Here is a 23,611-nt window from a genome sequence, read left to right as displayed (position 1 = left end):
GATTAGGAAATGGCAAAGTTTCAACCCCGCGCTCAGACCGAAGGCAACGACGACGGCCTGAAGGAAAAGATGATCGCGGTCAACCGCGTCACGAAGGTTGTGAAGGGCGGCCGCACGCTGTCCTTCGCTGCGCTGACCGTGGTCGGTGACGGCGATGGCCGCATCGGCATGGGCAAGGGCAAGGCCAAGGAAGTGCCGGTCGCTGTTCAAAAGGCGATGGAATCGGCCCGCCGCAACATGATCAAGGTGGCCCTGCGCAACGGCACCATCCAGCACAACGTGGTGGGTGAGCACGGCGCGGCGCACGTGATCATGGCGCCGGCACCGGCTGGTACCGGCGTGATCGCCGGCGGTCCGATGCGTGCTGTCTTCGAAGTGATGGGCGTGACCGACATCGTGACCAAGAGCCACGGTTCGACCAACCCCTACAACATGGTTCGTGCCACGCTGGACGCGCTCAAGCGCTGCTCCACACCGTCCCAAGTGGCGGCCAAGCGCGGCAAGACGGTTGAAGAAATCTTCAACTGAGCGCCAGGAGATCGAGATGTCTGAAAAGAAAACGCTCACGGTCAAGCTGGTCCGCAGCCCGATCGGCTGCCGTGCAGACCATCGCGCGACGGTCGTCGGCCTGGGTCTTCGCAAGCTGAACAGCACGAAGACCCTGGAAGACACGCCCGCGGTGCGCGGCATGATCAACAAGATCGCCTACCTGGTGCAGGTGCTGTAAGCACGGCATCGACGAGGAACACAAGATGCAACTCAATACCATCAAGCCTGCCGCTGGTGCGAAGCACGCCAAGCGTCGCGTGGGCCGTGGCATCGGCTCCGGTCTGGGTAAGACCGCCGGCCGTGGCCACAAGGGTCAGAAGTCGCGCGCCGGTGGCTTCCACAAGGTCGGCTTCGAAGGCGGCCAGATGCCGCTGCAGCGTCGTCTGCCCAAGCGTGGTTTCAAGTCGCTGGCCCGTCCGTTCAATGCGGAAGTGACGCTGTCGGAACTGAACCAGCTGGCCGGTGACGAGATCGATCTGCTGACGCTGAAGGCCGTGGGCCTGGTGTCCGAGCTGGCGAAGTCCGTCAAGGTCATCAAGTCCGGCGAGATCACCCGCAAGGTGAGCGTCAAGGGCCTGGGCGTGACGGCCGGCGCGAAGGCGGCCATCGAAGCCGCTGGCGGCTCCGTCGCTTAATCAGCCAAGCACAGGACTAGGCAGCAGTGGCAAGCAACGCATCCCAGTTGGCCAAGAGCGGAAAGTTCGGCGACCTGCGTCGTCGGCTGATGTTCCTGGTGCTCGCGCTGGTCGTTTACCGCATCGGGGCTCATATCCCGGTGCCAGGTATTGATCCGACGCAGCTTCAGCAGCTGTTCAAGGGTCAGCAGGGCGGGATCCTGAGCCTGTTCAACATGTTCTCGGGCGGGGCGTTGTCGCGCTTCACCGTCTTCGCGCTGGGCATCATGCCCTACATCTCGGCCTCGATCGTCATGCAGCTCATGACGTACGTGGTGCCGAGTCTGGAAGCGCTGAAGAAGGAGGGCGAGGCTGGCCGCCGGAAGATCACGCAGTACACGCGCTATGGCACCTTGGGCTTGGCGATTTTCCAGAGCCTGAGCATCGCTTTCGCGCTGGAGAGTTCTCCGGGGCTGGTGCTGAGCCCGGGTTTCGGTTTCCGCATCACTGCGGTGACCAGCCTGGTGGCCGGGACGATGTTCCTGATGTGGCTGGGTGAGCAGATCACCGAGCGTGGTCTGGGCAACGGGATCTCGATCCTGATCTTCGGCGGTATCGCCGCGGGTCTGCCGGGCGCCATCGGGGGACTGCTCGAGCTGGTTCGCACCGGTGCGATGAGCGTGATCTCCTGCCTGGTCGTGATCGCGATCGTCATCGGCGTGACCTATCTGGTGGTGTTCGTCGAACGCGGTCAGCGCAAGATCCTGGTGAACTACGCCAAGCGGCAGGTCGGGAACAAGGTCTACGGTGGTCAGAGCTCGCATCTGCCGCTGAAGCTGAATATGTCGGGCGTGATTCCGCCGATCTTCGCGTCGTCGATCATTCTGCTGCCCACCACCCTGGTCAGTTGGTTCGCGACCGGTGACAGCATGCGCTGGCTCAAGGACATCGCTGATGCGTTGCGCCCGGGACAGCCGATCTATGTGCTGCTGTACTCGGCTGCGATCGTGTTTTTCTGCTTCTTCTATACGGCGTTGGTTTTCAACAGCCGTGAGACGGCAGACAACCTGAAGAAGAGCGGCGCGTTCATCCCTGGGATTCGTCCTGGCGATCAAACGGCCCGGCATATCGACAAGATCCTGTCCCGGCTGACGCTGGCAGGCGCGGTGTACATCACCGGTGTGTGTCTGCTGCCGGAGTTCCTGACGCTGAAGTACAACGTCCCGTTCTATTTCGGTGGCACGTCGCTGTTGATCATCGTGGTGGTCACCATGGACTTCTGGGCGCAGGTCCAGTCCTATGTGATGAGTCAGCAGTACGAGTCGCTGCTGAAGAAGGCCAGTTTCAAGGCCAACTGACGCGCAAGGCTGAAGAGATTATTTGGACCCAATCCAGTCGGTCACGAAGGTATGGCGAAAGATGACGTCATTCAAATGCAGGGTGAGATTCTCGAGAACCTCCCAAATGCAACCTTCCGAGTCAAGCTGGAGAACGGTCATGTCGTTCTAGGTCACATTTCCGGGAAGATGCGGATGCACTACATCCGCATCCTTCCTGGTGACAAGGTGACCGTTGAATTGACACCGTACGATTTGAGTCGTGCTCGCATCGTGTTCCGGGCGAAGTGAGCTTCTTAGCAACCCCCGGATCAACGCTGATTGAGCGAACAGAGTAGGTCAAGGAGCAGACCATGAAAGTTTCGGCATCCGTCAAGAAGATGTGCCGCAATTGCAAGATCATCCGCCGTAACGGCGTGGTGCGTGTGATCTGTACCGATCCCCGCCACAAGCAGCGCCAGGGCTGATTGGCCTCACGACTGCAAGCGAATTAGAGGACGCACATGGCACGTATTGCTGGTATCAACATTCCGCCGCACAAGCACACCGAGATCGGTCTGACCTCGATCTACGGCATTGGCCGTACGACCGCGCAGAAGATCTGCAATAGCTGCGGCATTCCGCTGGACAAGAAGGTCAAGGACCTGAATGACTCCGATCTGGAAAAGATCCGTGAGGAAGTCGGCCGTCTGACCATCGAAGGCGACCTGCGTCGCGAGATGTCCATCAACATCAAGCGTCTGATGGACCTGGGTTGCTATCGTGGCTTCCGCCATCGTCGTGGCCTGCCGGTGCGCGGCCAGCGTACCCGCACGAATGCCCGTACCCGCAAGGGTCCGCGCAAGTCGGCGGCGACCGGCAAGAAGTAATCCGCGGCATCTGAAGAAAGCTAACCATGGCAAAAGCACCCAATAACTCGGCTGCCCAGCGCGTTCGCAAGAAGGTTCGCAAGAACGTTGCCGACGGTATCGCCCACGTTCACGCTTCGTTCAACAACACCATCATCACGATCACCGATCGTCAGGGTGGTGCGCTGTCCTGGGCCTCGTCGGGCGGTCAGGGCTTCAAGGGCTCGCGCAAGTCGACCCCCTTCGCTGCCCAGGTGGCCGCGGAAGTGGCCGGCCGCGCTGCTCAGGAACAAGGCATCAAGAACCTGGACGTCAAGATCAAGGGCCCGGGCCCGGGTCGCGAATCGTCGGTGCGCGCCCTGGCTGCGCTCGGTATCCGCATCAACTCGATCTCCGACGTGACGCCGGTGCCGCACAACGGCTGCCGTCCGCAAAAGCGCCGCCGCATCTAAGCGGTTTGCGCTGAGCGATCGCGTAGTGCGATAATCTCCGATTCGTTCAGATCGAGCCGGCTGGCACGTGAGTGCCAGCCGGCCGTTTTGCTGAGACAGGCGGAAACGCTGTCTCCAAGGAAGCCAGTGGCAACGCTGGCCTCGCTGAAGTCACCGACTTCTTGAAGCCCACCGTCCGAGCCTACAAAAACACTGGCCGGACTCGCGCGCTGCATGGATCTCTCCGTGCGCGCGTCAGATTGATGAAGGACACGCAAAGTGGCACGTTATCTCGGCCCGAAGGCCAAACTCTCCCGCCGTGAAGGCACTGACCTGTTCCTGAAGAGCGCCCGCCGCGCCATCAGCGACAAGGCCAAGTTCGACACGAAGCCTGGCCAGCACGGCCGCACCTCGGGCCAGCGTACCTCTGACTTCGGTCTGCAGCTGCGCGAGAAGCAGAAGGTCAAGCGCATGTATGGCGTGCTGGAGCGTCAGTTCCGCCGCTACTTCGCTGAAGCCGAGCGCCGCAAGGGCTCGACCGGCGTGAACCTGCTGGTCCTGCTGGAATCGCGTCTGGACAACGTCGTCTATCGCATGGGCTTTGGCTCGACCCGCGCGGAAGCCCGCCAACTGGTCTCGCACAAGAGCATCACGGTGAACGGCCAGGTCGTGAACATCGCGTCTTACCTGGTGAAGGCCGGTGACGTGGTCGCCGTCCGCGAAAAGGCCAAGAAGCAGCTGCGCATCGTCGACAGCCTGAAGCTGGCCGAGTCCATCGGCCTGCCGGCCTGGGTGGCGGTCGATGCCACCAAGATGGAAGGCATCTTCAAGAAGACCCCGGACCGCGACGAGTTCGGCGCCGAGATCAACGAGTCGCTGATCGTTGAGTTGTACTCGCGTTAATTCTTTCTTGCCTGCCGAGCGGCCCTGCAAGGGCCTGCTCGGCTTTTCCTCGTCCGGGCGCCGTCAGCTGTTGTGGGGCGCGCCTGGTTGGTCCCTCAGCCTTATCGGTGTAACGAACCGAGGGTATTGAAAGAAAGACCTCATGCAAACGAATCTGCTCAAACCCAAATCCATCACTGTGGAGCCCCTGGGCGGTCATCGCGCCAAGGTGATCCTGGAGCCGTTCGAACGCGGCTATGGCCACACCCTGGGCAACGCCCTGCGCCGTGTGCTGCTGTCCTCGATGGTGGGTTATGCGCCGACGGAGGTGACGATCGCGGGCGTGCTGCACGAGTACTCCGCCATCGACGGCGTGCAGGAAGACGTGGTTCACATCATGCTGAACCTCAAGGGCGTGGTGTTCCGCCTGCACAACCGTGAAGAAGTGACCCTAGTCCTGCGCAAGGAAGGCGAAGGCCCGGTCACCGCCGCCGACATCCAGACCCCGCACGACGTCGAGATCATCAACCCTGATCATGTCATCGCCCACCTGTCGCAAGGCGGCAAGCTGGACATGCAGATCAAGGTCGAGAAGGGCCGCGGCTACGTGCCCGGCAACATGCGCCGCTACGGCGACGAGCCGACCAAGGCCATCGGCCGCATCGTGCTGGACGCCTCGTTCAGCCCGGTCAAGCGCGTCAGCTACGCCGTCGAGAATGCCCGCGTCGAGCAGCGTACCGACCTGGACAAGCTGGTCATGGAGATCGAGACCAACGGTGCGATCAGCCCCGAGGAAGCGATCCGCGCCTCGGCCAAGATCCTGGTCGAGCAGATGGCCGTCTTCGCCCAACTGCAAGGCACGGATCTGGTCGACGTCTTCGACCAGGCTCCGGCGGCCCGCTCCAGCAGCTTCGATCCGATCCTGCTGCGTCCGGTCGACGAGCTCGAACTGACCGTGCGCTCGGCCAACTGCCTGAAGGCCGAGAACATCTACTACATCGGTGACCTGATCCAGCGTACCGAGACCGAGTTGCTGAAGACCCCGAACCTGGGTCGCAAGTCGCTCAACGAGATCAAGGAAGTGCTCGCCTCGCGCGGCCTGACCCTGGGCTCGCGTCTCGAGAACTGGCCGCCCCAAGGTCTCGACAAGCGTTGATTTTTTGAAAGAGGGCGGGTCTGACGACTCGCCCGGTGCCCCCGGCAGTACCTGATCCGGCTGCCGGCAATAACTGAAGGAAAGGAAAGCACCATGCGCCACCGTAATGGCCTTCGCAAGCTGAACCGTACCAGCGAACACCGCGCCGCGATGTTCCGCAACATGGCGGTTTCGCTGCTGCAACACGAAGCGATCAAGACCACGCTGCCCAAGGCCAAGGAACTGCGCCGCATCGTCGAGCCGCTGATCACCCTGGCCAAGGAGCCGACGCTCGCGAACCGTCGTCTGGCGTTCAACCGCCTGCGCGATCGTGACATCGTCGTCAAGCTGTTCAACGAGCTGGGCCCCCGTTTCGCCACCCGTCCGGGCGGCTACACGCGCATCCTGAAGATGGGCTTCCGCGTCGGCGACAACGCCCCGATGGCGTACGTCGAGCTGGTGGATCGTCCGGAAGCGGCCGAAGGCGAAGCCGCCGAGTAATCGGCGACGCGCCCCGCGCATTGAAAAGGCCAGCAGCGATGCTGGCCTTTTTTCTTGTGTATCCGCGATACGCGCACGAGAGGCCGGGGATCGTGCCTGTCGAATGTCATGCTGCCCGCTTGGCGCTAAGCTTCGCGCCTTTCCGATCCTCAGACGATCCGGGCCACGAGCCCGCAGGCGTCCCGCGTTCATGACCCTTCCTGCCCTGATGCGACGTCTGTTGCCCGCGCTGTTCCTTCTGTTGACCCTGGCGGCGGGCATGACGGCCGGTCCCGCCCGCGCCGACGACTTTCTCGATCCCGAACAGGCCTTCAAGGTCGACGTGCAGTTGACCGGGGATCGTGAGTTCCAGGTGAACTTCACGATCGCGCCGGGCTATTACATGTACCGGGACCAGTTCAAGTTGGAGCCTGCCGGCGGCAAGCTCGGCGATATCGCCTGGCCGGCGCCCAAGCGCAAGTTCGACGAGACCTTCCAGAAGGAAGTCGAGACCTATCGCGAGCATCTGAGCATCAAGGTGCCGGTCGAGGCGCTCGAGGCGGCGCCGCTGAAGCTGGTGCTGACGGGGCAGGGCTGCGCGGACAAGGGGCTGTGCTACCCGCCCATGAAGAGCCAATTGACGCTTGGCCTCAAGGGCTTCGGTGGAAACGGCGAGGTGAAGATAGGCGCCGCGCCCGATGCGCTGAGCGGCTTCGGCCTGGCGAACGCGGTCGCGTCGACGCCCGCGGAGGCTGCAGTCTCGAAAGCTCCGGACGCTGCGCCGACGACGGCGGCGAGCTCCACAGGCTCGCCCCTGGACGCGGTCCTGGCGTCAGGCCGTCTGTGGCTGATCATCGGCGGCTTCTTCGCCGCCGGCATGCTGCTGTCGTTGACGCCGTGCGTGCTACCGATGTTGCCGATCCTCTCGTCGATCATCGTCGGGCAGGGCCAGGCGCCGTCGCGGGCTCGGGGCTTCTTCCTGGCGTTCAGCTATTCGCTGGGCATGGCGCTCCTGTACACCGCGCTGGGCGTGGCCGCGGGGCTGGCGGGGGGCGGCCTGGCGGCCTACTTGCAGAAACCCTGGGTGCTGACGCTTTTCGCGCTGCTCCTGGTGGGCTTCTCGCTGTCGATGTTCGGGGTCTATGAGATCCAGTTGCCCAGCCGCTTCACCGGCGGCGTGTCCGATGCAACACAACGTCTGCCGGCCGGCAAGTTCGTCAGCGTGTTCGTGATGGGCGGGCTCTCCGCGCTGATCGTCAGCCCGTGCGTGGCCGCGCCGCTCGCTGGCGCGTTGCTCTACATCAGCCAAACCGGCAACGTGGCCGTCGGCGGCCTGGCGCTGTTCGCGCTCGCCTGGGGCATGAGCGTGCCGCTGTTGTTGCTGGGGCTGTCGGCCGGCACGCTGCTGCCGCGCGCCGGACCTTGGATGGAGACCGTCAAGTACTTCTTCGGTCTGCTGCTCCTGTCCGTGGCGTTGTGGATCGTTCAGCCCGTGCTGACGCCGGTGATCGCGCAACTGCTGTGGGGAGCGCTGCTGATCGCGCTGGCGGCGCTGCTGGGCTTGTTCCAGCGCACCGACGCGAACACGCCGCGAGTGTGGCTGCGCAAGAGTGCCGCCGTCGCGGCGATGGTGTTTGGCGTGGCGCAGTTCATCGGCGTCGCCGCCGGCGGAACCGACACGCTGAAGCCGTTGGCCGGCGTGGTCGGACCCGGCAAGGCGGGCGTGGCCGCCGCGGCGTCGGAAACGCCGGCGATCGGCTTCCGCAAGATCTCGAGCGTGGCGGAACTCGACCAGGCGTTGCGCTCCGCGGGCCGGCCGGTGATGCTGGACTTCTATGCCGACTGGTGCGTGTCCTGCAAGGAGATGGAGCGCTTCACGTTCACCGACGCGCGCGTGCAAGCGAAGCTGGGCGGCGCGTTGCTGCTCAAGGCCGACGTGACGGCCAACAACGCCGAGGATCGCGAGCTGCTCAAGCGCTTCAAGCTGTTCGGACCGCCCGGGACGATCTTCTTCGACCCGAAGGGCGATGAACTAGCCGGCGTGCGGGTGATCGGTTTCCAGGACGCGGACCGCTTCCTGCAATCGCTGCAAGCGGCCGGTCTCTGATTCTCATGAAGACGGTCGCCGGAAGTTGAGACAGTGACCCATTCCGTGCTACACTCTCTTTCTTCGATCGCGGGGTGGAGCAGTCTGGTAGCTCGTTGGGCTCATAACCCAAAGGTCGTCGGTTCAAATCCGGCCCCCGCAACCAGAACATCGAACGCCGTCATCTGACGGCGTTGTTGATCGGATCGACACGAAGTGCCTTGGCCGCGTGCGATGCGATCGACGAAAAGCAGGATCGGCTCACAAGTCGATCTACGCGGAAAACACAGCCGCGGGGTGGAGCAGTCTGGTAGCTCGTTGGGCTCATAACCCAAAGGTCGTCGGTTCAAATCCGGCCCCCGCAACCAATCGAACAAGGGCCCTCTCGCGAGGGCCCTTTGTTTTTGGCGCGTCGCCTTCAAGCGATGCGGAGCTTCTCCCCGCCGGTCCGCGCGACCACGCGGCCCACGACGCTCGCCGCATCGAAGCCATGCTGCTTGAAGATGGCGAGCACCTGGTCCGCGCTTTCCGGCGCACAGGACACCAGCAAGCCGCCGCTGGTCTGCGGATCGCTCAGGAGCGCCTGAGCCTCCAGTGGCAGGCCGCTCCCGAGCGCCACCTCCGAGCCATAGGCGGCCCAGTTCCTTCCGGAGGCGCCGGTCACGAATCCCTCGCCCGCCAGCGCGCGGACGCCCTCCAGCAGCGGCACCGCGGACCAATCGATCTCCACGGTGCAGGCCGATCCACGCGCGATCTCCAAGGCGTGGCCTGCCAGCCCGAAGCCAGTGACATCCGTGAGCGCATGCACGCCGTCCAGCGCGGCCAGCGCCGGCCCCGGTGTGTTGAGCTGGGTGGTCGTCGCGAGCATCCGTCGATAGGACGCATCGTCGAGCTGACCCTTCTTCAACGCCGCCGACATCACCCCCACGCCCAGCGCCTTGCCCAGCACCAACACGTCGCCGGGCTTGGCGTCGGCATTGCGCTTGATGCGGGAAGGGTGGACCAGGCCGAGCGCGACCAGCCCGTAGATCGGCTCGACGGAATCGATCGTGTGGCCGCCGGCGATGGGGATTCCCGCCTCGCGGCAGACCGACGCGCCGCCCTCGAGGATTCGTCCGATCGTGCCGGTGCTCAGCACCGAGATCGGCATGCCGACCAGCGCGAGCGCCATGATGGGGGTGCCGCCCATGGCGTAGACGTCGCTGATGGCATTGGTGGCGGCGATGCGGCCGAAGTCATGCGGGTCGTCGACGATCGGCATGAAGAAGTCGGTGGTCGCGATCAGTGCCTGCTCGTCGTTGAGGCGGTAGACGGCGGCGTCGTCGGCTGTCTCGATGCCGACGAGCAGCTCCTTCGGCACCGGCAGCGCGCTGGTGCCCTTGAGGATCTCGGACAGCACGCCGGGCGCGATCTTGCAGCCGCAACCGCCACCATGCGACAGCGAGGTCAGGCGCGGTTCAGTACCTGAGGCAGTGGATTCGAGGGGGGTGTTCATGGCGCCGCAGCTTACCGCGCGCCGCCTCCTCCACGCGGGGGAGGGGCGTCGGCCAAGCGCTGCTGCAAGGCGACGAAATCATCCATCGCGTCCCAGAGCGGCGCATAGCGCGCCTCGTCGCCGTCGATCGCGGCCAAAGCAAGGGCACAGGCCTCGAGCGTGCTCCGCTGCAGGGGCGCTTGCGCCTTGCGGATCCGGTAACGGGACGGTGGCGGCGCATCCAGCGCCAGACGAGGCAAGGTCTGCAACCAGGGGTTGAGATGGAGCAGGCGCCGGCTGCGGCGCCAGGTGCCATCGAGCGCGATCAGCGTCACCGCGCGGGCCGATGACGAAGGGCCGGCAAGCCAGGGCGCTGGCGTCGCAAGCGTGACGTTCCCCGGCGTTTCGGGATACAGCAGGACCAAGCCCTCCACCGACGCTGGGGCTTCGAATCGTTCGCCGACGCGCAACTCGGCTTGGCCGAGACAGCGGGCCAGCAGCGCGGCCGTGCCCTTGGCCTGCTCCGCCTCGCCGGGATCCTGGAGGATCAGCAACGGAGACCGGTTCTCGACGAGCCGGACGCAGGCGCACCAGCAAGCAGAAAGCGGCCGACGGCATCCCTCGCAAAGGGGCCGTCGACCGCGGGTGCCGCCACCGGGATTGATCGAGGTGGCCGTCATCAAGGGGGATTGGGTCAGCGTGACGTCAGCGAGGCGGACGTTGAGGTTTGCGCCCGTCGTTGGGGCGGCCGGCGCCTTCGCGGCGGGGCTGGTCGCCACGATCGCCACGCGGACCTTGGCCCGGACCGCCGGGCCGGCCTTCGCCGCGCGGGCCGCCGCGGCGATGGTCACCGCCACGCGGCGGGCGGTCGTTTCGCTCGGGCCGGGGCGGTTGCTGCGCTTCTTCCTCCCGGGCCAGCTTGAGCTGGGCGTCCAGCGCTTCCTGTGTCAGGCCCTTCAGCGCGCAGAAATTCGCCGGTGTCAGCGTCGTGCGGGAGAAGTCGCGCAGCAGCTGGGCGCGTTCCAGGCGGCCGCGGTCTTCCTCGGCGCGGCGGGCCTCGGTGATGCCTCTGCGGCGGGTCAGCTCTTCCTGGGCGGCGTTGCGGTGCTCGTCGCTGAGTTCGCCCGCCGGCTGGCCGTCCAGGTCGAAGCGGGTCTTGGCGCGTGTCAGCGCGATCAGGTAGCCGGTGCCGCCGGTGTAGCGGCGCAGGAAGGCCGACAACTGGGCCTTGGTGAATTGCCCGGGCGCGCGCTCCTGGATATCGGCCTGGACGCGCAGCTTCAGCGGCTTGGCGCCGCCACCGAACAGCGCCGGGAACAGTTCCTTCAGCTTCGCGGCGACCGCCTGGACGTCGACGCGGCCGTCGGCCTTCGCGGTCGCGCTGGCCGGCGTGGGGGCCGTGTCCGCCACGATCGGCGACTCGCCAGCCTCGGGCGAAGCGGCGTCCGGCGCCACGTCGGCCGGCGTCGCATCAACGGCTTCGGCGGCGGGGGCCTTCGGATGGGGGGACTGGGGGGAGGTCACTTCGCCTTGCGGCGGGGTGCTGGAGGACATGCATCAAGCGGCGCGGGGCCGGCCTTCGGGAAAAAGGGGGATTGTGCCCATAGCCGCGCGGGCGTGGCAATTCGCGCCGATCGACGGTGGGCGCCCGTCCTGCCTGATGGCGCCCGCCGTGAGGGGGAATCAGGTCTTCGGTTCGCAGGCGGGCTTGCAGACCAGTTCGGTCCGGCCCAGGATGCGCTTGGACTGCAGGCTGCTCGGGGGACGGTGGCGTCCGCACTTGAAGCAGGAACGGGTCTGGCCGCTGCCCTGGAACGGCGACCCTCCCAGCTTGGAGGCGTAGCGCAGGCCGTCTTCCCGAACGGCGGTGCTGGTGTCTTTGCTCATGGTCTCGCTTCGCTTGGCGCTCTTGGTCGCGCCGGCGGGGTCGTGTCCCGGCGGCGCCTCGATTCCCTCTCGATCCATATTAGGTGGGGCATGTGACCGCCCGCTACATCGCTTGCCCGGGGGTGAAAGCGTCACCCGACGAACGGCGGCGTTTGCGCCGACAATCGCCCGCTTGCCCGGCGCTTCGGGCGTCCCAGGACCATGGCCAAACTGTTTTTCCGCTATGCCGCGATGAATGCCGGCAAATCCACCGCGTTGCTGCAGGTGGCGCACAACTATGAGGAGCGCGGCCATGCGGTGCGTCTCTTCACGGCGGGGGTCGACGACCGGTATGGGAAGGGCTTCATCACCTCGCGGCTGGGACCGCAGCGGGTGGCGGAGGTGTTCAACGCCCAGACGGACTTCCGCGCGCTGATCACGCAGTCGCCGGCCATTGCCTGCATCCTGGTCGACGAGGCGCAGTTCCTGACCCAGGATCAGGTGTGGTCGCTGCACGAGATCGCCCACATGCGCCACGTGCCCGTCATCTGCTACGGGCTGCGGACCGACTTCCGGGGGGAACTCTTCACCGGATCGGCGGTGTTGCTGGCGCTGGCCGACGAGATGGACGAGATGAAGACCATCTGCGACTGCGGCCGCAAGGCCACGATGAACATGCGCGTCGACGCTGCCGGCCGCAAGCTGACCGAGGGCGCGCAAGTGGAGATCGGCGGCAACTCCCGTTACCGCGCGGTCTGTGGGCGCTGCTTCCGGGCGTCCTGACCCGGTCTCCGCAGCGAACGCTCAAACGAACGCGGCGCCGGAGCCATGCCCTGCGGCCTGGCCCGGCGCCGTGTGAGCCTGGGCTTACTTCTTCGTTGCCAGCTGCTCTTCCAGTTCCTTGCAGGACGGCGCGCAGACTGGCTGGGACTTGCCCAGCAGCTTGCGGGACTTCAGCAGCGCGCGGGGGCGATGCTTGCCGCAGAGGAAGCACGACATGGTCGCCGCGCCAAACGAAGAGGTCGCCGCGAACGGCGAACCGGGAGCTTTAGAGCGATAGCGCAAACCATCGGCTTCGATGGTCGTCTTGGTCGTATCCTTGGCCACGCTGATCCTGATCCTGAATAAGAGTATGAAATGCCGCGCCGGCCACCCCAAGTTCCCCCCAGGGGCAGACGGCGAAACCCGTATTTTCCTATAAGCCGAGCCCTCCTCGTACCGGGGCATCGCTAATGACCTCGCGCGAAGGTCGCCCAAATCGGCGGCAGGAGACATTCAGCGCCTGCCGCGGCGCCCGCTCTCGCCCATTCGGGTGGTTTGGCGTGATCTAGGGAAAACACCTAGAATCCGCCCTTCGCGCCGTTTCACGGTGGCGTCAATGACAAAGACACATCAGGGAGCGAGCGCATCGATGGACAGGATCGACGGGCTGTTTGCCACCATGAGGGCGGCCAGCCAGGACATGGCATGGCCAGCCACCGAAAGCCGGGACAGCGGCCTCGAGACCGTTGCCGAGGGCTACGCCCGTGCCGTCAGCCAGGCCCTGTGCGAGCACTTCCGCTGCTCGCACGCCAGCCTCTGGCTGCTGGACGGCGAGCCCGGTGATTACCGGCTGCGCTGCCTGGGCGCGCACGCGACCGACGGCCCCAGTCATCAGAGCCCGGTCTGCGAGCAACGCGCCTATGAAGGCTACTTCGACGCGCTGCTGCAGGAGGGCGTCTTCAACTGCGCCGATGCGCGGGTCGATCCGCGCTTGAGCGCGCTGTCTTCGCCGCCGACCTGGCGCGCGATGCTCGATGTCAGCGGCCAGATCAACGGAAGGACCGTGGGCGTGCTCGCGCTGGGACAGCGCGACGAGGCCCGCGTCTGGACCCGTCGCGAGGAGCTCGACCTGCGCCGCGCCACCGCCAAGGCCTGCCTGCACCTGCACGGCCTGCGACACGAACTCGAAACCGTCTGAACGGCTGGCTGCCACGACCTGCAGCGGGAAGGGCGCCTCTCCGATTCAGCGCCCGACGAACTTCGGCGCGCGTTTCTCCTGCCAGGCGCGCACGCCCTCGGCGAGATCCTCCGACCCGTTCGACACCGCGATGTCCGCGCGCAGCGCCTGCACGTCGAGCCGCCCGTTGGCGATCGCGTTCAAGTGCTTCTTCATGCCGGCCAGCGCGAGCGGCGCGTAGCCGCACAGCCGCTCGCAGAGCGCATCGACCGCCGCCTCGAGCGCCGGGCCATCCTCCAGCAACTGGTCGAGGAACCCGCCATCGCGCATCGCCTGGGCATCGAAGGTCTCGCAGGCGAGCAGCACCCGCTTGGCCATCGACAGCCCCAGCCGGTTGACGTAGCGCTCCATGCCGCCGCGATAGAAGTGCAGCCCCAGCCGCGCCGCGGGCACGAACATCTCGCAGCGCCGCACGCCGAGCCGGAAATCGCAGGCCAGCGCGAGGTCGGTGGCGCCGCCATACACGCCGCCTTGGATCGCCGCGACGGTCACCGGCCTGGCCTGCTCCCAGGCATCGGCGAGCGCCTCGAAGAGCGCGCCCGCGTCCACGCCGGGCACCGCGTCGATGTTGAAGCCGCTGCAGAAATGCCGGCCTTCGGCGCGCAGCAGCAGCACGCGCACGGCGGGCGTCGCGTCGATCTGGCGCAGATGGGCCTGCAGCGTCTGCAGGTCGATCAGTTCGAGCCGGTTGGCGACATGCGGCCGGCGCAGCGTGACCGTCGCGAGCGCGCCGTCGATCGTCAGCGAAGGGAGGTGGTGGGGCATGGCGGCGCAGTCTAGCGAAGGCGCGCCGGCCACGAACCGCGGTCACGCGCTCAACTTCGACCGACCGGTCGGCTTAATCCCTGACGAATTGTCAATGCGGCATCCACTGACGGAACGCCCAGGGCTTGCCGCTAGAGTCGGTCGCGCAACCTCGGAGATGGAGACAAGGTGGACGGCGCGATTGCAAGCATCCTGGTGCTGGACGGAGTCACCAATGGCGCGATCTACGCGCTGCTGGCCCTGGCCCTGGTCCTCGTGTTCGCGGTCACGCGGGTGATCTTCATTCCTCAGGGGGAGTTCGTCGCCTTTGGCGCGCTGACGCTGGCGGGCCTGCAGCTCGGCCGCACGCCGATGACGGTGCATTTCCTGATCGCGATGGCGCTGCTCACCGCGGTGCTGGACCTGGTGGCCGCCGCGCGCGCCGGGCGGCTTCCGGCGCAATGGCGGCCGATCGCGCTGCGCGCGCTGCCTGGCGTCGTCATCGGCCTGGCCGCGATGGCACTGGCGCCGATGCAACTGCCGCTGATGGCGCAAGCGCTGCTCACGCTGGCCATCGTCACGCCGATGGGCGGGCTGCTGTACCGGCTCGCCTACCAGTCGCTGGCCGATGCCTCGGTGCTGGTGCTGCTGATCGTCTCGGTCGGCGTGCACTTCGCGCTGACCGGCCTGGGCCTGGTGTTCTTCGGCGCCGAAGGCTCGCGCAACCCGAGCTTCTGGGAGGCGAGCTATTCGGCCGGGCCGCTGATGTTCTCGGGCCAGACGCTGATCATCGTGATGGCCTCGGCCGCGCTGATCGTCGCGCTGTGGCTGTTCTTCGAGCGCAGCCTCTACGGCAAGGCGCTGCGAGCGACGGCGGTCAACCGGCTCGGGGCGCGGCTGATGGGCATCTCCAGCACCTCGGCGGGCCGGCTGTCGTTCACGCTCGCGGCTTTCATCGGCGCGCTGTCCGGCATCCTCATCAGCCCGACCACGACGATCTTCTACGACAGCGGCTTCCTGATCGGCCTCAAGGGCTTCGTGGCGGCGGTCTTCGCGGGCCTGTCGAGCTATCCCGGCGCGGCGCTCGGCGCCTTGCTGGTGGGCCTGATCGAGTCGTTCAGCTCCTTCTGGGCCAGCGCCTTCAAGGAGGTCATCGTCTTCACTTCCATCCTCCCGGTGCTGCTGTGGCGCAGCTGGCGCGATCCGCACCACGAGGAGCATTGACGTGAGCACCGATCGAGCCGCCGCCATGAAGGCCTCCCCCGCCGGCACCGCCACGCCCGCCGTGCCGCCCGCCTCGAACCGCTGGTCCCGCCGCGCCGTACCGGCGATCCTGCTCGCCGCGATCGCGCTGCTGCCCCTGCTGCCGGTGCCCGAGTTCTGGATCACGCAGCTGAACTACATCGGCATGTTCGCGCTCGTCGCACTGGGCCTGGTGCTGCTCACCGGCGTCGGCGGCCTGACGTCGTTCGGGCAGGCCGCCTTCGTCGGCGTGGGCGCCTACACGACCGCGCTGCTGAGCGCGCGCTACGGGCTGTCGCCGTGGATCGGCCTGGCCGCCGGCCTCGCGATCACGCTGGCCATCGCGCTGGTGCTGGCGCTGATCACGCTGCGCATGTCCGGCCATTACCTGCCGCTCGCGACGATCGCCTGGGCGCTGAGCCTGAACTTCACCATCGCCAACCTGGAGTCGCTGGGCAAGTACGACGGCCTGCTGGGCGTGCCGGCGATCGAGCTCTTCGGCATGAGCCTGGCCGACGGGCGGGCGATCTACTACCTGATCTGGCTGCTGGCGCTGCTCGGCGCGATCGCCGTGCGCAACCTGCTGGACTCGCGCCCGGGCCGCGCGATCCGCGCGCTGGGCGGCGCCACGGTGATGGCCGAATCGATGGGCGTCTCGACCTTCCGCTACAAGGTCGTGGTCTTCCTGATCGCGGCGCTGCTCGCGGCCGTGTCGGGCTGGCTGTTCGCGCATGTGCAGCGCACCGTGAACCCCAGTCCCTTCGGCCTGAAGATGGGCATCGAGTACCTGTTCATGGCCGTGGTCGGCGGCGTGTCCAGCGTGTGGGGCGCCTTCGTCGGCGCGGGCGTGTTCAAGGTCATCGAGGACCAGCTCAAGGAGCTGCTGCCGCGCCTGCTGGGCAGCAACGGCAACTTCGAGATCATCGTGCTCGGCGTCGTGCTGGTGCTGATGCTGAAGTACGCGCCCAAGGGCCTGTGGCCGACGCTGCAGTCGGCGCTCGCGCGCTGGTGGCCGGCGCCGCCGCGCGCGCGGGACTGGGACGGCGCCGAGCCGCTCGCGTCGCGTCCGAAGCCGGCGCCCGGCTCGGTGCTGCTGCGGGTCGAGAAGCTGCGCAAGCAGTTCGGCGGCCTGGTGGCGGTGAACGACGTCAGCTTCGAACTGCGGGCCGGCGAGATCATGGGCCTGATCGGCCCCAACGGCGCCGGCAAGTCGACGACCTTCAACCTGGTCTCCGGCGTGCTGCCCGCGAGCGGCGGCACGCTGCGCTTCGCCGGCGAGTCCATCGCCGGTCTGCCGTCGCGGCGGATCGCGCGGCTGGGCCTGTCGCGCACCTTCCAGCACGTGAAGATGATCGCGGACATGACGGTGCTCGAGAACGTCGCGCTGGGCGGCTACCTGCGCTCGCGCAGCGGGACGGCGCGGGCGATGCTGCGGCTGGACCGGGCCGAGGAACGACGCCTGTTCGCCGAGGCCGAGACCCAGCTGTGCCGCATCGGCATGCAGGACCATCTGCATGAGCTCGCGGGCAACCTGGCGCTCGGGCCGCAGCGGCTGATGGAGATCGCGCGGGCGCTGTGCAGCGATCCGTCGCTGCTGCTGCTCGACGAGCCGGCCGCCGGCCTGCGCCACAAGGAGAAACAGGCGCTGGCGGCCGTGCTGCGGCAGCTGCGCGCCGAGGGCATGAGCATTCTGCTGGTCGAGCACGACATGGACTTCGTGATGGGCCTGACCGATCGCATCGTCGTGATGGAGTTCGGCACCAAGCTGATCGAGGGCACGCCGGCCGAGGTGCAGGCGAGCCCCGAGGTGCGCGCGGCCTACCTGGGAACGGAACACTGACATGAGCGAGTTGCTGAAGGTCAGCGGATTGCAGGCCGGCTACGGCCGCGCCGAGGTGCTGACCGGCCTGGACCTGCGGCTGCGCCAGGGCGAGGTGGTCACGGTGATCGGGCCGAACGGCGCGGGCAAGAGCACGACGCTGAATGCGCTGATGGGCGTGCTGCCGGCGCGGGGGCGGGTGATCTTCGATGGCGAGGACGTCAACGGCCTGGGCCTCGAGGAGCGCGTGATGAAGGGCCTCGCGCTGGTGCCCGAGAAGCGCGAGCTGTTCACCACGATGTCGGTCGAGGACAACCTGGTGCTGGGCGGCTTCCGGCCGATGCGCATGGGCGTCAAGGGGTGGCGCGACGAGCTGGAGCGCGTCTACGCGCTGTTCCCCCGGCTGAAGGAGCGCCGCGCCCAGCTCGCCGGCACGCTCTCCGGCGGCGAGCGCCAGATGCTCGCGGTCGGCCGCGCGCTGATGGCGCGGCCCAAGCTGCTGATGCTCGACGAGCCCAGCCTCGGGCTCGCGCCGCTCATCGTGAAGGAGGTGTTCCGCATCGTCGCCCAGCTGCGCGACGCCGGCGTCTCCATCCTGCTGATTGAGCAGAACGCGCGCGCCGCGCTGGAGGTGGCCGACTACGGCTATGTGCTGGAGACCGGCGAGATCGCCCTGGAGGGGGCCGCCGCCGATCTCGCGAAGGATCCACGGGTGATCGAGACCTACCTGGGGGCGAGCCGCCCGCCCCACTGAAGGCGGATCCAGGCGCCGTCCGCGCGCCTGGGAACCCTCGTCAGCGCGGCTGGCCTTCGGCGAACATCTTCGCGAGGCGCTCCTTGAGCTGCACCTCGGACACGTCCTCCTTGTGGGTGGCCACCATCCACTTGTGGCCGTACGGATCGACGATCTGTCCCATGCGATCGCCCCAGAACTGGTCGGCCACCGGCATCTCGACCTTCGCGCCGGCGCCTTCGGCCGCCTTCACGGTGGCGTCGGCATCGGGCACGTAGACCACGATGCAGACGCCGGAACCGTTCAGGCTCAGCGGGCTGAGCGCGCCGCAGTGGGAGCGCTCCTCGGTCAGCATGAAGCGGGCGCCGCCGACGGCCAATTCGGCGTGGATGACGCCATCGGGGGCATCCAGACGGAGTGCCAGCCGCGCATCGAACACGCGTTGGTAGAACTCGATCGCGGCGGCCGCGCCGCGGATGGTCAGGTAGGGTGTGGCGCCGGAGGCGGCCGGCACGGCGGGAACGGAAGCGGTCATGGGACTCTCCATCGGTGGTGGGTGGGACACATCGACACGACGAATGACCCGCCACGGATTCGACACGGACCACGGACACCCTGATTCGGGGGGAGGACGGTGGCGTTCCCGAAACATGCCGAAGGGGGTGTCCCACCATAATCCGCCGACCCCCGACCATGGCCCTGCTGTCCTCCCTCCGAAAGCTGCTGACCGGCTCCGCCGGCGCGACATCGCCGCGCCGGCCGTCCGGCAAGGGCGCGCCGTCGGCGCCCGCGCCACCGCCCGCCGCCTCCGCCGCACGGGTCGAGATGCCGCCGCCGCCGTCGCAGGCGCCGGGCTCGGCGCATTCGCATGGCCCCAGCCTGGTGTCCACCCAGACGGCGGTGTACACCGGCGGCGAACTGGTCTTCCCGACGCTGGAGGCTTCACCCGAATGGCTGCATTTCAGCGCCCGGCTGCTGGGCCTGTCGCGGCTGAAGGACGTGCCGCCATCGGCGGGCGAGCAGGCGCTGATGCAACGCCTGCAGGCGCAACGCGGGTCGCAGTGGGCCGACCTGCTGCCGCGCCTGCCCGCGGTGCTGCCGCAACTGATGCGGCTGGTGCGCCGCCCGGACGTCTCCGGCGGCGAACTGGCGCAGCTGCTGTCGCGCGATCCCAGCCTGGTCGGCGAGTTGATGCGATTGGCCAACTCGCCGCGCTATCGCACCGAACGCGAGATCACCGACCTGTCCGGCGCCGTCATGGTGCTCGGCCAGCAGGGCCTGAACCAGCTGGTCATGAGCGTCGCGCTGCGGCCGATCTTCCATCAGGGCAAGGGCCGGTACGCCAGCCGTGCCGGCACGCTGCTGTGGGATCTCAGCGAGCGCACCGCGCTCGCGACGATGCGCCTGGCCAACGCGGGCGACGATGAGTTCTCCGCCTACCTGTCCGGCCTGAGCTCGCAGCTCGGACTGATGGCGCTGCTGCGCGCGCTGGACGCCATGTCCGCGCCGGCCGTGCCGCCATTGGACCGCGAGGGCCTGCATCGCCAGCTGCTGCCGTTGACGGCGGCCTGGGCGGCGCAGATCGTCGAACACTGGGGCTTCCCGCCGAAGGTGGCCGAGGCGCTGGCGCCGCGGCCCGGGCGCGGTGCCGAGTCCACCGTGCTCGCGCACCTGGTGCGGCAGGCGCAGGCCGTCGCGCTGCGTCAGTTGATGCAGCCGGGCCTGCAGCCGGCGCAGTTGGGCGACTGGTCCGCCGCGCAGCAGCGCTGCTACGCGGACCTCGATCGCGAGTTCGCCGCGGGCCACCCAGGCTGAGGCCTTCGTGCACGGCCGGGCGGCGCGTCTTCAGCCGCCGCGTCGCCGTGCCAGCCCCCAGGCCAGCGCGCCGAAGGCCCCTTCCAGCAGCAGCGCCAAGGCCGCCGCGGGCAGGGCGCCCGCGAGCAGCAGCGTCTGGTCATTGAGCGCGAGCCCGGTGACGATGCGCTCCCCGTAGCCGCCCGCCCCGATGAACGCGGCCATCGTGGCGGTGCCGACCGACAGGCTGGTCGCCGTGCGCAGCCCCGCGAGCATCACCGGCAGGGCCAGCGGCAGCTGCACCTCGCGCAACACCTGGCCCCGCGTCAGGCCGAGCGCGCGGGCCGCGGTGATCAATCCTTCCGGGACCTCGCTGAGTCCGACAGTGCAGTTGCGCAGCACCGGCAGCAGCGCGTAGAGCGTCAGCGCGACCAGCGCGGGCACCGGCCCGATGCGGTTGAGCGCCCAGATCAGCAAGGCCAGCATCGCCAGCGACGGCACCGTCTGAAGCAGCGCGCAGACGGCGAGCAGCGATCCCCGCCAGCGCGGCCACGGATGCAGCGCGACGGCGAGCGGCACGCCGGCCAGCGCCGCCAGCGCGACGGAGCCCAGCACCAGCGTCAGGTGCTGCAGCGTGAGGCGGCCAAGGTCCGGACCCGCCAGGCGAGCCCAGAGACCGGACCCGGCAGGCGCAGCGGACGGCACAGACGGCGCGGACGACGCCGATGGGGCAGCCGCCGCGACGCCGCCTGCTCGCGAGCCGGCGAGGAAGTCGCGCGCGATGACGTCGAAGGGCTGCTTGTCCATTTCCGCGCGCGCGTTCATCGCGATCATCGCGGCCTCGTCGATGCGGCCCTCGAGCGCCTGGAGCGCGGCCCACGCGCGCGGATGACGTTGCGGCAGGTCGATCCGATAGAGCAGCACCGCGTCATAACGCGGGAAGAAGCGCGCATCGTCGGCCAGCACCTTCAGGTCGAGTGCCGCGATCTGCGCGTCGGTCGTGTAGACGTCGGTGAGGTCGATCTGCTTGTCGGCGAGCGCGCGGTACGCGAGGCCGTGATCGAGGCCCGTCGGCGACTGCGGCAACCCGTAGCGCCTGGACAGGCCCGGCCATCCGTCGGCGCGGCCGAGGAACTCGTTGCTGAGCCCGAACCGGAGCGACGGCTGTGCCTTGAGCTGCGACAGCGACGCGATGCCGAGTTCACGCGCCTGCGCCGACCGCATCGCCAGCGCGTAGCCGTTGTTGAAGCCGAGCGGCACGCCGATCGCCAGCCCCAGCGGTCTGAGCTCCGACTGCAGCTGCGCGAGCGGCGCGCCGGTCGTGGCGTGGCCGAGGATCTCGCGCTCGATGGTGCCGAGGTATTCGGGATAGACGTCGATGCTGCCGGCCTTGAGCGCGGCATGCACGATGGCGGTGTTGCCCAGGCCCTGCCGCAGCTCGACGGCGGCCGACGGGTCGTCGGCGCGCACCGTCCGGGCCAGGACCTCGGCGAGGATGTAGCTCTCGGTGAAGCGCTTGGAGCCGATGCGCAGCGGCTCGCCGGCCCGCGCCGGCGGCGCGATGACGAGGGCCGCGGCGCAGGCCAGCAGCAGAAGGATCGGGCGCAGCCAGCGGGGCGTCGTCATCGGCGCAGCATAGTCGAGCCGGTCCGGCCGCGCGCCAGCGTGCGCAGGACCTGGGCCGCGAACGCGTCCGCCGCCGGCGAGCCCGCCGAGGCCTTGCTCCGCATCAGCACCACCGACATCAACGGCAGCGAACTGGGCGGCGGCATGCCGTGCCGTTCGTCGAGCAGCTCGACGCCCTCGGGCACGCTGCAGCGCGTGAACAGCGCGATGGCCAGGCCGCTCTCGACGGCCGCGAGCATCCCGGCCGGACTGGCGCTGTCGCACACGATGCGATACGGGCGGCGCAGCGCGGTGAGTGCCGAGAGCGCCGCCTTGCGCGCCAGGCTGCCCGATTCGTAGACGGCCACCGGCAGCGGCGTCTGCCGCCAGGCCTCGAAGCGCGGCGCGCCGAACCAGGCGAGCGGTTCATCGAAGAGCGCCTGCCCGCGCCCCGCGCGATCGCGCGTGACGACCGCGATGTCCACCTCGCCGCGCGACACCCGCGGGATCAGCTCCGTCGACTGCTGGCAGACCAGCGTCAGTTCGACCGCGGTGTGCCGGCCCGCGAAATCGCGCAGCACCGGCGTCAGATAGGGCACCGCATAGTCCTCGGGCACGCCGACGGTGAGGCGGCCATGCAGCGTCTCGCGCCGCAACGCCTGCACCGCCTCGTCATGCTGCGCGATCAGGCGGCGCGCATGGCCGAGCAGTTCGCGGCCGGCCGGCGTCAGGTCCATGCGCCGCGGCGTGCGCACCAGCACCGGCTGGCCGACCGCCTGCTCGAGCTTGGCGATCTGCATGCTCAGCGCGGATTGCGAGCGGTGCACGACCTGCGCCGCGGCGGTCAGCGAACCGGCGTCCACCGATGCGACGAAGGCGCGCAGCCAGTCCAGTTGGAGATCGGTCGATGGCATGGGTCCTCCGCCGGTGCAGGCATTCGATTCCCTGATGCTAAGCGTGATGAGGATTCGCTTTGCTGGACGCGAGCGACCGCGCAGACTCGCCGCATGACCTCGCTGCATCCTTCCGCCTCGATTTCCCCGGCGCTGCCGGCCGATGCCGGCGCCTCCCTTCAGCAGCGGCATCAACGGCAGGGGCAGGCCCTGATGGCGGCGGGCGGGATGCTGCTGGGCACGATCGGTGTCTTCGTCGAGGAGGCGGGCCAGGATCCGGCCACGACCGTCTGGTGCCGCTGCGTGTTCGGCCTGGCGGCGCTGCTGGCCTGGGGCGCCGTGCGCGGCCGGCTCGGCGAGCTGGTCCGGCTGCGTGGCCGGGCGCTCCTGGCGGTCGTCGCCGTCGGCGTCCTGACGGTGCTGAACTGGGAGCTTTTCTTCGCCGCGATTCCTCGCTGCTCGATCGCCGTGGCGACGGTGGTGTTCCATGTGCAGCCGTTCTGGCTGATGGCGATGGGCGCCTGGCTGCTGCGTGAGCGCGTGAGCCGCGCGCAGTGGCTGGCCGCCGCGATCGCGCTCGGGGGGCTTGTGCTGGCCACTGGCATCGCGGACGCCCTGGTCGGCGAAGTCGCCGCGGCGGACTCCGCCCTGCGGCTGCCCGGCTACGCGAGCGGCGTGCTGATGTGCCTGATCGGCTCGCTGAGCTACGCCGCCGCCAGCTTCATCGCCAAGGTCGAGGCGGACCGCGCCGGCTCGTTCGCGCTCTCGGCGGGGCAGTGCGTGGTGGGCGCGCTCGTGCTCCTGCCCTGGCCATTGATGCATGGCCTGCCGGCGCCTGGCGCGGCCTGGGGCTGGCTGGCGGGACTCGGCGTGCTTCACACGGGGCTCGCGTACGTCGTGCTCTATGCCGGCATGGCCAGGCTCGGGACCGGCCGCATCGCCGTGCTGCAGTTCGTCTATCCCGGCACCGCGGTGCTGGTCGACTGGCTCGTCTACGGGCGAGCGCTCAGCCTGGTCCAGATGGCCGGCGTCGCCTTGATCGCGGCCTCGCTGTGGACGCTGCGGCGGCGGGCCTGAGCG

The 23,611-nt window shown here is 68.0% G+C and carries 28 protein-coding genes and 2 tRNA genes; 21 read left to right on the top strand and 9 right to left on the bottom strand.

The window, feature by feature from the left end:
- Window positions 1–9 precede the first annotated feature (9 nt).
- The 14 genes from rpsE (at window position 10) to ACEN96_RS26525 (ending at window position 8,730) form a co-directional block, all read left to right on the top strand.
- Window positions 10–528 (top strand): 30S ribosomal protein S5, encoded by a 519-nt coding sequence (gene rpsE / locus ACEN96_RS26590; RefSeq protein WP_343642433.1) that lies wholly within the window; start codon window positions 10–12, stop codon window positions 526–528.
- Window positions 529–544: 16 nt separating this feature from the next.
- Window positions 545–727, top strand: a complete 183-nt coding sequence (rpmD, locus tag ACEN96_RS26585; RefSeq protein ID WP_088385516.1) for a 50S ribosomal protein L30 — start codon at window positions 545–547, stop codon at window positions 725–727.
- A gap of 25 nt (window positions 728–752) precedes the next feature.
- Window positions 753–1,184, top strand: coding sequence for a 50S ribosomal protein L15 (rplO, locus tag ACEN96_RS26580; protein ID WP_495585994.1), 432 nt, complete (start codon window positions 753–755; stop codon window positions 1,182–1,184).
- 26 nt (window positions 1,185–1,210) lie between these two features.
- A complete protein-coding gene (gene secY, locus ACEN96_RS26575) occupies window positions 1,211–2,521 on the top strand; it encodes a preprotein translocase subunit SecY (RefSeq protein WP_495585993.1) in 1,311 nt (436 codons plus the stop codon).
- A gap of 51 nt (window positions 2,522–2,572) precedes the next feature.
- Complete coding sequence (gene infA, locus ACEN96_RS26570; RefSeq protein WP_009855680.1) at window positions 2,573–2,791, top strand: translation initiation factor IF-1; 219 nt, start codon at window positions 2,573–2,575, stop codon at window positions 2,789–2,791.
- A gap of 62 nt (window positions 2,792–2,853) precedes the next feature.
- The gene (gene rpmJ / locus ACEN96_RS26565; RefSeq protein WP_058933616.1) at window positions 2,854–2,967 is read left to right on the top strand and encodes a 50S ribosomal protein L36; all 114 of its coding nucleotides are present in this window, start codon (window positions 2,854–2,856) and stop codon (window positions 2,965–2,967) included.
- A 36-nt stretch (window positions 2,968–3,003) separates the two neighbouring features.
- Window positions 3,004–3,369 carry a 30S ribosomal protein S13 gene (gene rpsM / locus ACEN96_RS26560; RefSeq protein ID WP_088404620.1) on the top strand — a complete coding sequence of 122 codons (366 nt, stop codon included), beginning with the start codon at window positions 3,004–3,006 and terminating at the stop codon, window positions 3,367–3,369.
- Window positions 3,370–3,395: 26 nt separating this feature from the next.
- Entirely contained in the window at window positions 3,396–3,800 is a 405-nt protein-coding gene (gene rpsK / locus ACEN96_RS26555) for a 30S ribosomal protein S11 (RefSeq protein ID WP_056194196.1), read from the top strand.
- Between the two features lie 258 nt (window positions 3,801–4,058).
- A complete protein-coding gene (gene rpsD / locus ACEN96_RS26550; RefSeq protein ID WP_343642436.1) occupies window positions 4,059–4,682 on the top strand; it encodes a 30S ribosomal protein S4 in 624 nt (207 codons plus the stop codon).
- A 142-nt stretch (window positions 4,683–4,824) separates the two neighbouring features.
- A complete protein-coding gene (locus ACEN96_RS26545) occupies window positions 4,825–5,817 on the top strand; it encodes a DNA-directed RNA polymerase subunit alpha (RefSeq protein WP_067278809.1) in 993 nt (330 codons plus the stop codon).
- 93 nt (window positions 5,818–5,910) lie between these two features.
- Complete coding sequence (gene rplQ, locus ACEN96_RS26540; RefSeq protein WP_495585992.1) at window positions 5,911–6,297, top strand: 50S ribosomal protein L17; 387 nt, start codon at window positions 5,911–5,913, stop codon at window positions 6,295–6,297.
- A 190-nt stretch (window positions 6,298–6,487) separates the two neighbouring features.
- Window positions 6,488–8,383: a protein-disulfide reductase DsbD gene (dsbD, locus tag ACEN96_RS26535; protein WP_495585991.1), complete on the top strand. Its 1,896-nt coding sequence runs from the start codon at window positions 6,488–6,490 to the stop codon at window positions 8,381–8,383.
- 68 nt (window positions 8,384–8,451) lie between these two features.
- Window positions 8,452–8,528, top strand: a tRNA-Met gene (locus ACEN96_RS26530).
- Window positions 8,529–8,653: 125 nt separating this feature from the next.
- Window positions 8,654–8,730 (top strand) — tRNA-Met (locus tag ACEN96_RS26525).
- Window positions 8,731–8,780: 50 nt separating this feature from the next.
- Here the strand turns inward: ACEN96_RS26525 and selD are convergent.
- The 4 genes from selD to ACEN96_RS26505 all read right to left on the bottom strand — a co-directional run bounded on the left by selD (window position 8,781) and on the right by ACEN96_RS26505 (window position 11,723).
- Complete coding sequence (gene selD / locus ACEN96_RS26520) at window positions 8,781–9,857, bottom strand: selenide, water dikinase SelD (RefSeq protein WP_495585990.1); 1,077 nt, start codon at window positions 9,855–9,857, stop codon at window positions 8,781–8,783.
- Between the two features lie 11 nt (window positions 9,858–9,868).
- A complete protein-coding gene (locus tag ACEN96_RS26515) occupies window positions 9,869–10,516 on the bottom strand; it encodes a tRNA-uridine aminocarboxypropyltransferase (protein ID WP_495585989.1) in 648 nt (215 codons plus the stop codon).
- 25 nt (window positions 10,517–10,541) lie between these two features.
- Entirely contained in the window at window positions 10,542–11,390 is an 849-nt protein-coding gene (locus tag ACEN96_RS26510; RefSeq protein WP_495585988.1) for a ProQ/FINO family protein, read from the bottom strand.
- A gap of 129 nt (window positions 11,391–11,519) precedes the next feature.
- Window positions 11,520–11,723 carry a hypothetical protein gene (locus ACEN96_RS26505; protein WP_091728034.1) on the bottom strand — a complete coding sequence of 68 codons (204 nt, stop codon included), beginning with the start codon at window positions 11,721–11,723 and terminating at the stop codon, window positions 11,520–11,522.
- A gap of 201 nt (window positions 11,724–11,924) precedes the next feature.
- Between ACEN96_RS26505 and ACEN96_RS26500 the strand changes: the two genes are divergently transcribed.
- Window positions 11,925–12,485 carry a thymidine kinase gene (locus ACEN96_RS26500; protein WP_495585987.1) on the top strand — a complete coding sequence of 187 codons (561 nt, stop codon included), beginning with the start codon at window positions 11,925–11,927 and terminating at the stop codon, window positions 12,483–12,485.
- 84 nt (window positions 12,486–12,569) lie between these two features.
- Here ACEN96_RS26500 and ACEN96_RS26495 read toward each other — a convergent pair whose 3' ends face one another.
- Window positions 12,570–12,809 (bottom strand): hypothetical protein, encoded by a 240-nt coding sequence (locus tag ACEN96_RS26495; RefSeq protein ID WP_091728029.1) that lies wholly within the window; start codon window positions 12,807–12,809, stop codon window positions 12,570–12,572.
- Between the two features lie 304 nt (window positions 12,810–13,113).
- Here ACEN96_RS26495 and ACEN96_RS26490 point away from each other — a divergent pair, with 304 nt between their 5' ends.
- Complete coding sequence (locus ACEN96_RS26490; RefSeq protein WP_495585986.1) at window positions 13,114–13,662, top strand: GAF domain-containing protein; 549 nt, start codon at window positions 13,114–13,116, stop codon at window positions 13,660–13,662.
- A 45-nt stretch (window positions 13,663–13,707) separates the two neighbouring features.
- On the opposite strand, the gene ACEN96_RS26485 is transcribed toward ACEN96_RS26490, so the two are convergent.
- Window positions 13,708–14,466 (bottom strand): enoyl-CoA hydratase/isomerase family protein, encoded by a 759-nt coding sequence (locus tag ACEN96_RS26485; protein WP_495585985.1) that lies wholly within the window; start codon window positions 14,464–14,466, stop codon window positions 13,708–13,710.
- Between the two features lie 168 nt (window positions 14,467–14,634).
- Between ACEN96_RS26485 and ACEN96_RS26480 the strand changes: the two genes are divergently transcribed.
- From ACEN96_RS26480 to ACEN96_RS26470, 3 genes are read left to right on the top strand one after another with little or no spacing between them, the layout of a single operon-like run.
- The gene (locus ACEN96_RS26480) at window positions 14,635–15,669 is read left to right on the top strand and encodes a branched-chain amino acid ABC transporter permease (RefSeq protein WP_495585984.1); all 1,035 of its coding nucleotides are present in this window, start codon (window positions 14,635–14,637) and stop codon (window positions 15,667–15,669) included.
- Between the two features lie 25 nt (window positions 15,670–15,694).
- Window positions 15,695–17,527, top strand: coding sequence for a branched-chain amino acid ABC transporter ATP-binding protein/permease (locus ACEN96_RS26475; protein WP_495588691.1), 1,833 nt, complete (start codon window positions 15,695–15,697; stop codon window positions 17,525–17,527).
- A gap of 1 nt (window position 17,528) precedes the next feature.
- A complete protein-coding gene (locus ACEN96_RS26470) occupies window positions 17,529–18,260 on the top strand; it encodes an ABC transporter ATP-binding protein (RefSeq protein ID WP_495585983.1) in 732 nt (243 codons plus the stop codon).
- Between the two features lie 40 nt (window positions 18,261–18,300).
- Here the strand turns inward: ACEN96_RS26470 and ACEN96_RS26465 are convergent, their stop codons facing one another.
- Window positions 18,301–18,774: a VOC family protein gene (locus ACEN96_RS26465; protein WP_495585982.1), complete on the bottom strand. Its 474-nt coding sequence runs from the start codon at window positions 18,772–18,774 to the stop codon at window positions 18,301–18,303.
- Window positions 18,775–18,932: 158 nt separating this feature from the next.
- Between ACEN96_RS26465 and ACEN96_RS26460 the strand changes: the two genes are divergently transcribed.
- A complete protein-coding gene (locus ACEN96_RS26460; protein WP_495585981.1) occupies window positions 18,933–20,054 on the top strand; it encodes an HDOD domain-containing protein in 1,122 nt (373 codons plus the stop codon).
- A gap of 30 nt (window positions 20,055–20,084) precedes the next feature.
- Here the strand turns inward: ACEN96_RS26460 and ACEN96_RS26455 are convergent, their stop codons facing one another.
- Window positions 20,085–21,659, bottom strand: a complete 1,575-nt coding sequence (locus ACEN96_RS26455) for an ABC transporter permease/substrate-binding protein (RefSeq protein WP_495585980.1) — start codon at window positions 21,657–21,659, stop codon at window positions 20,085–20,087.
- The gene (locus ACEN96_RS26450; protein ID WP_495585979.1) at window positions 21,656–22,552 is read right to left on the bottom strand and encodes a LysR family transcriptional regulator; all 897 of its coding nucleotides are present in this window, start codon (window positions 22,550–22,552) and stop codon (window positions 21,656–21,658) included. Before ACEN96_RS26450 ends, ACEN96_RS26455 begins: the two co-directional genes overlap by 4 nt.
- A 93-nt stretch (window positions 22,553–22,645) precedes the next feature.
- Between ACEN96_RS26450 and ACEN96_RS26445 the strand changes: the two genes are divergently transcribed.
- Window positions 22,646–23,608 carry a DMT family transporter gene (locus ACEN96_RS26445; protein WP_495585978.1) on the top strand — a complete coding sequence of 321 codons (963 nt, stop codon included), beginning with the start codon at window positions 22,646–22,648 and terminating at the stop codon, window positions 23,606–23,608.
- The last annotated feature ends 3 nt before the right edge of the window (window positions 23,609–23,611 follow it).

Source organism: Roseateles sp. Mitsp63 (assembly GCF_059491535.1).
This window is presented reverse-complemented; position numbering and strand designations above follow the sequence as displayed.

Coding starts and splice junctions, on each gene's coding strand:
- rpsE (WP_343642433.1), top strand. CDS start 10: ATGGCAAAGTTTCAACCCCGCGCTCAGACCGAAGGCAACGACGACGGC.
- rpmD (WP_088385516.1), top strand. CDS start 545: ATGTCTGAAAAGAAAACGCTCACGGTCAAGCTGGTCCGCAGCCCGATC.
- rplO (WP_495585994.1), top strand. CDS start 753: ATGCAACTCAATACCATCAAGCCTGCCGCTGGTGCGAAGCACGCCAAG.
- infA (WP_009855680.1), top strand. CDS start 2,573: ATGGCGAAAGATGACGTCATTCAAATGCAGGGTGAGATTCTCGAGAAC.
- rpmJ (WP_058933616.1), top strand. CDS start 2,854: ATGAAAGTTTCGGCATCCGTCAAGAAGATGTGCCGCAATTGCAAGATC.
- rpsM (WP_088404620.1), top strand. CDS start 3,004: ATGGCACGTATTGCTGGTATCAACATTCCGCCGCACAAGCACACCGAG.
- rpsK (WP_056194196.1), top strand. CDS start 3,396: ATGGCAAAAGCACCCAATAACTCGGCTGCCCAGCGCGTTCGCAAGAAG.
- ACEN96_RS26545 (WP_067278809.1), top strand. CDS start 4,825: ATGCAAACGAATCTGCTCAAACCCAAATCCATCACTGTGGAGCCCCTG.
- rplQ (WP_495585992.1), top strand. CDS start 5,911: ATGCGCCACCGTAATGGCCTTCGCAAGCTGAACCGTACCAGCGAACAC.
- dsbD (WP_495585991.1), top strand. CDS start 6,488: ATGACCCTTCCTGCCCTGATGCGACGTCTGTTGCCCGCGCTGTTCCTT.
- selD (WP_495585990.1), bottom strand. CDS start 9,857: ATGAACACCCCCCTCGAATCCACTGCCTCAGGTACTGAACCGCGCCTG.
- ACEN96_RS26515 (WP_495585989.1), bottom strand. CDS start 10,516: ATGACGGCCACCTCGATCAATCCCGGTGGCGGCACCCGCGGTCGACGG.
- ACEN96_RS26510 (WP_495585988.1), bottom strand. CDS start 11,390: ATGTCCTCCAGCACCCCGCCGCAAGGCGAAGTGACCTCCCCCCAGTCC.
- ACEN96_RS26505 (WP_091728034.1), bottom strand. CDS start 11,723: ATGAGCAAAGACACCAGCACCGCCGTTCGGGAAGACGGCCTGCGCTAC.
- ACEN96_RS26500 (WP_495585987.1), top strand. CDS start 11,925: ATGGCCAAACTGTTTTTCCGCTATGCCGCGATGAATGCCGGCAAATCC.
- ACEN96_RS26490 (WP_495585986.1), top strand. CDS start 13,114: ATGGACAGGATCGACGGGCTGTTTGCCACCATGAGGGCGGCCAGCCAG.
- ACEN96_RS26485 (WP_495585985.1), bottom strand. CDS start 14,466: ATGCCCCACCACCTCCCTTCGCTGACGATCGACGGCGCGCTCGCGACG.
- ACEN96_RS26475 (WP_495588691.1), top strand. CDS start 15,695: ATGAAGGCCTCCCCCGCCGGCACCGCCACGCCCGCCGTGCCGCCCGCC.
- ACEN96_RS26470 (WP_495585983.1), top strand. CDS start 17,529: ATGAGCGAGTTGCTGAAGGTCAGCGGATTGCAGGCCGGCTACGGCCGC.
- ACEN96_RS26465 (WP_495585982.1), bottom strand. CDS start 18,774: ATGACCGCTTCCGTTCCCGCCGTGCCGGCCGCCTCCGGCGCCACACCC.
- ACEN96_RS26460 (WP_495585981.1), top strand. CDS start 18,933: ATGGCCCTGCTGTCCTCCCTCCGAAAGCTGCTGACCGGCTCCGCCGGC.
- ACEN96_RS26455 (WP_495585980.1), bottom strand. CDS start 21,659: ATGACGACGCCCCGCTGGCTGCGCCCGATCCTTCTGCTGCTGGCCTGC.
- ACEN96_RS26450 (WP_495585979.1), bottom strand. CDS start 22,552: ATGCCATCGACCGATCTCCAACTGGACTGGCTGCGCGCCTTCGTCGCA.
- ACEN96_RS26445 (WP_495585978.1), top strand. CDS start 22,646: ATGACCTCGCTGCATCCTTCCGCCTCGATTTCCCCGGCGCTGCCGGCC.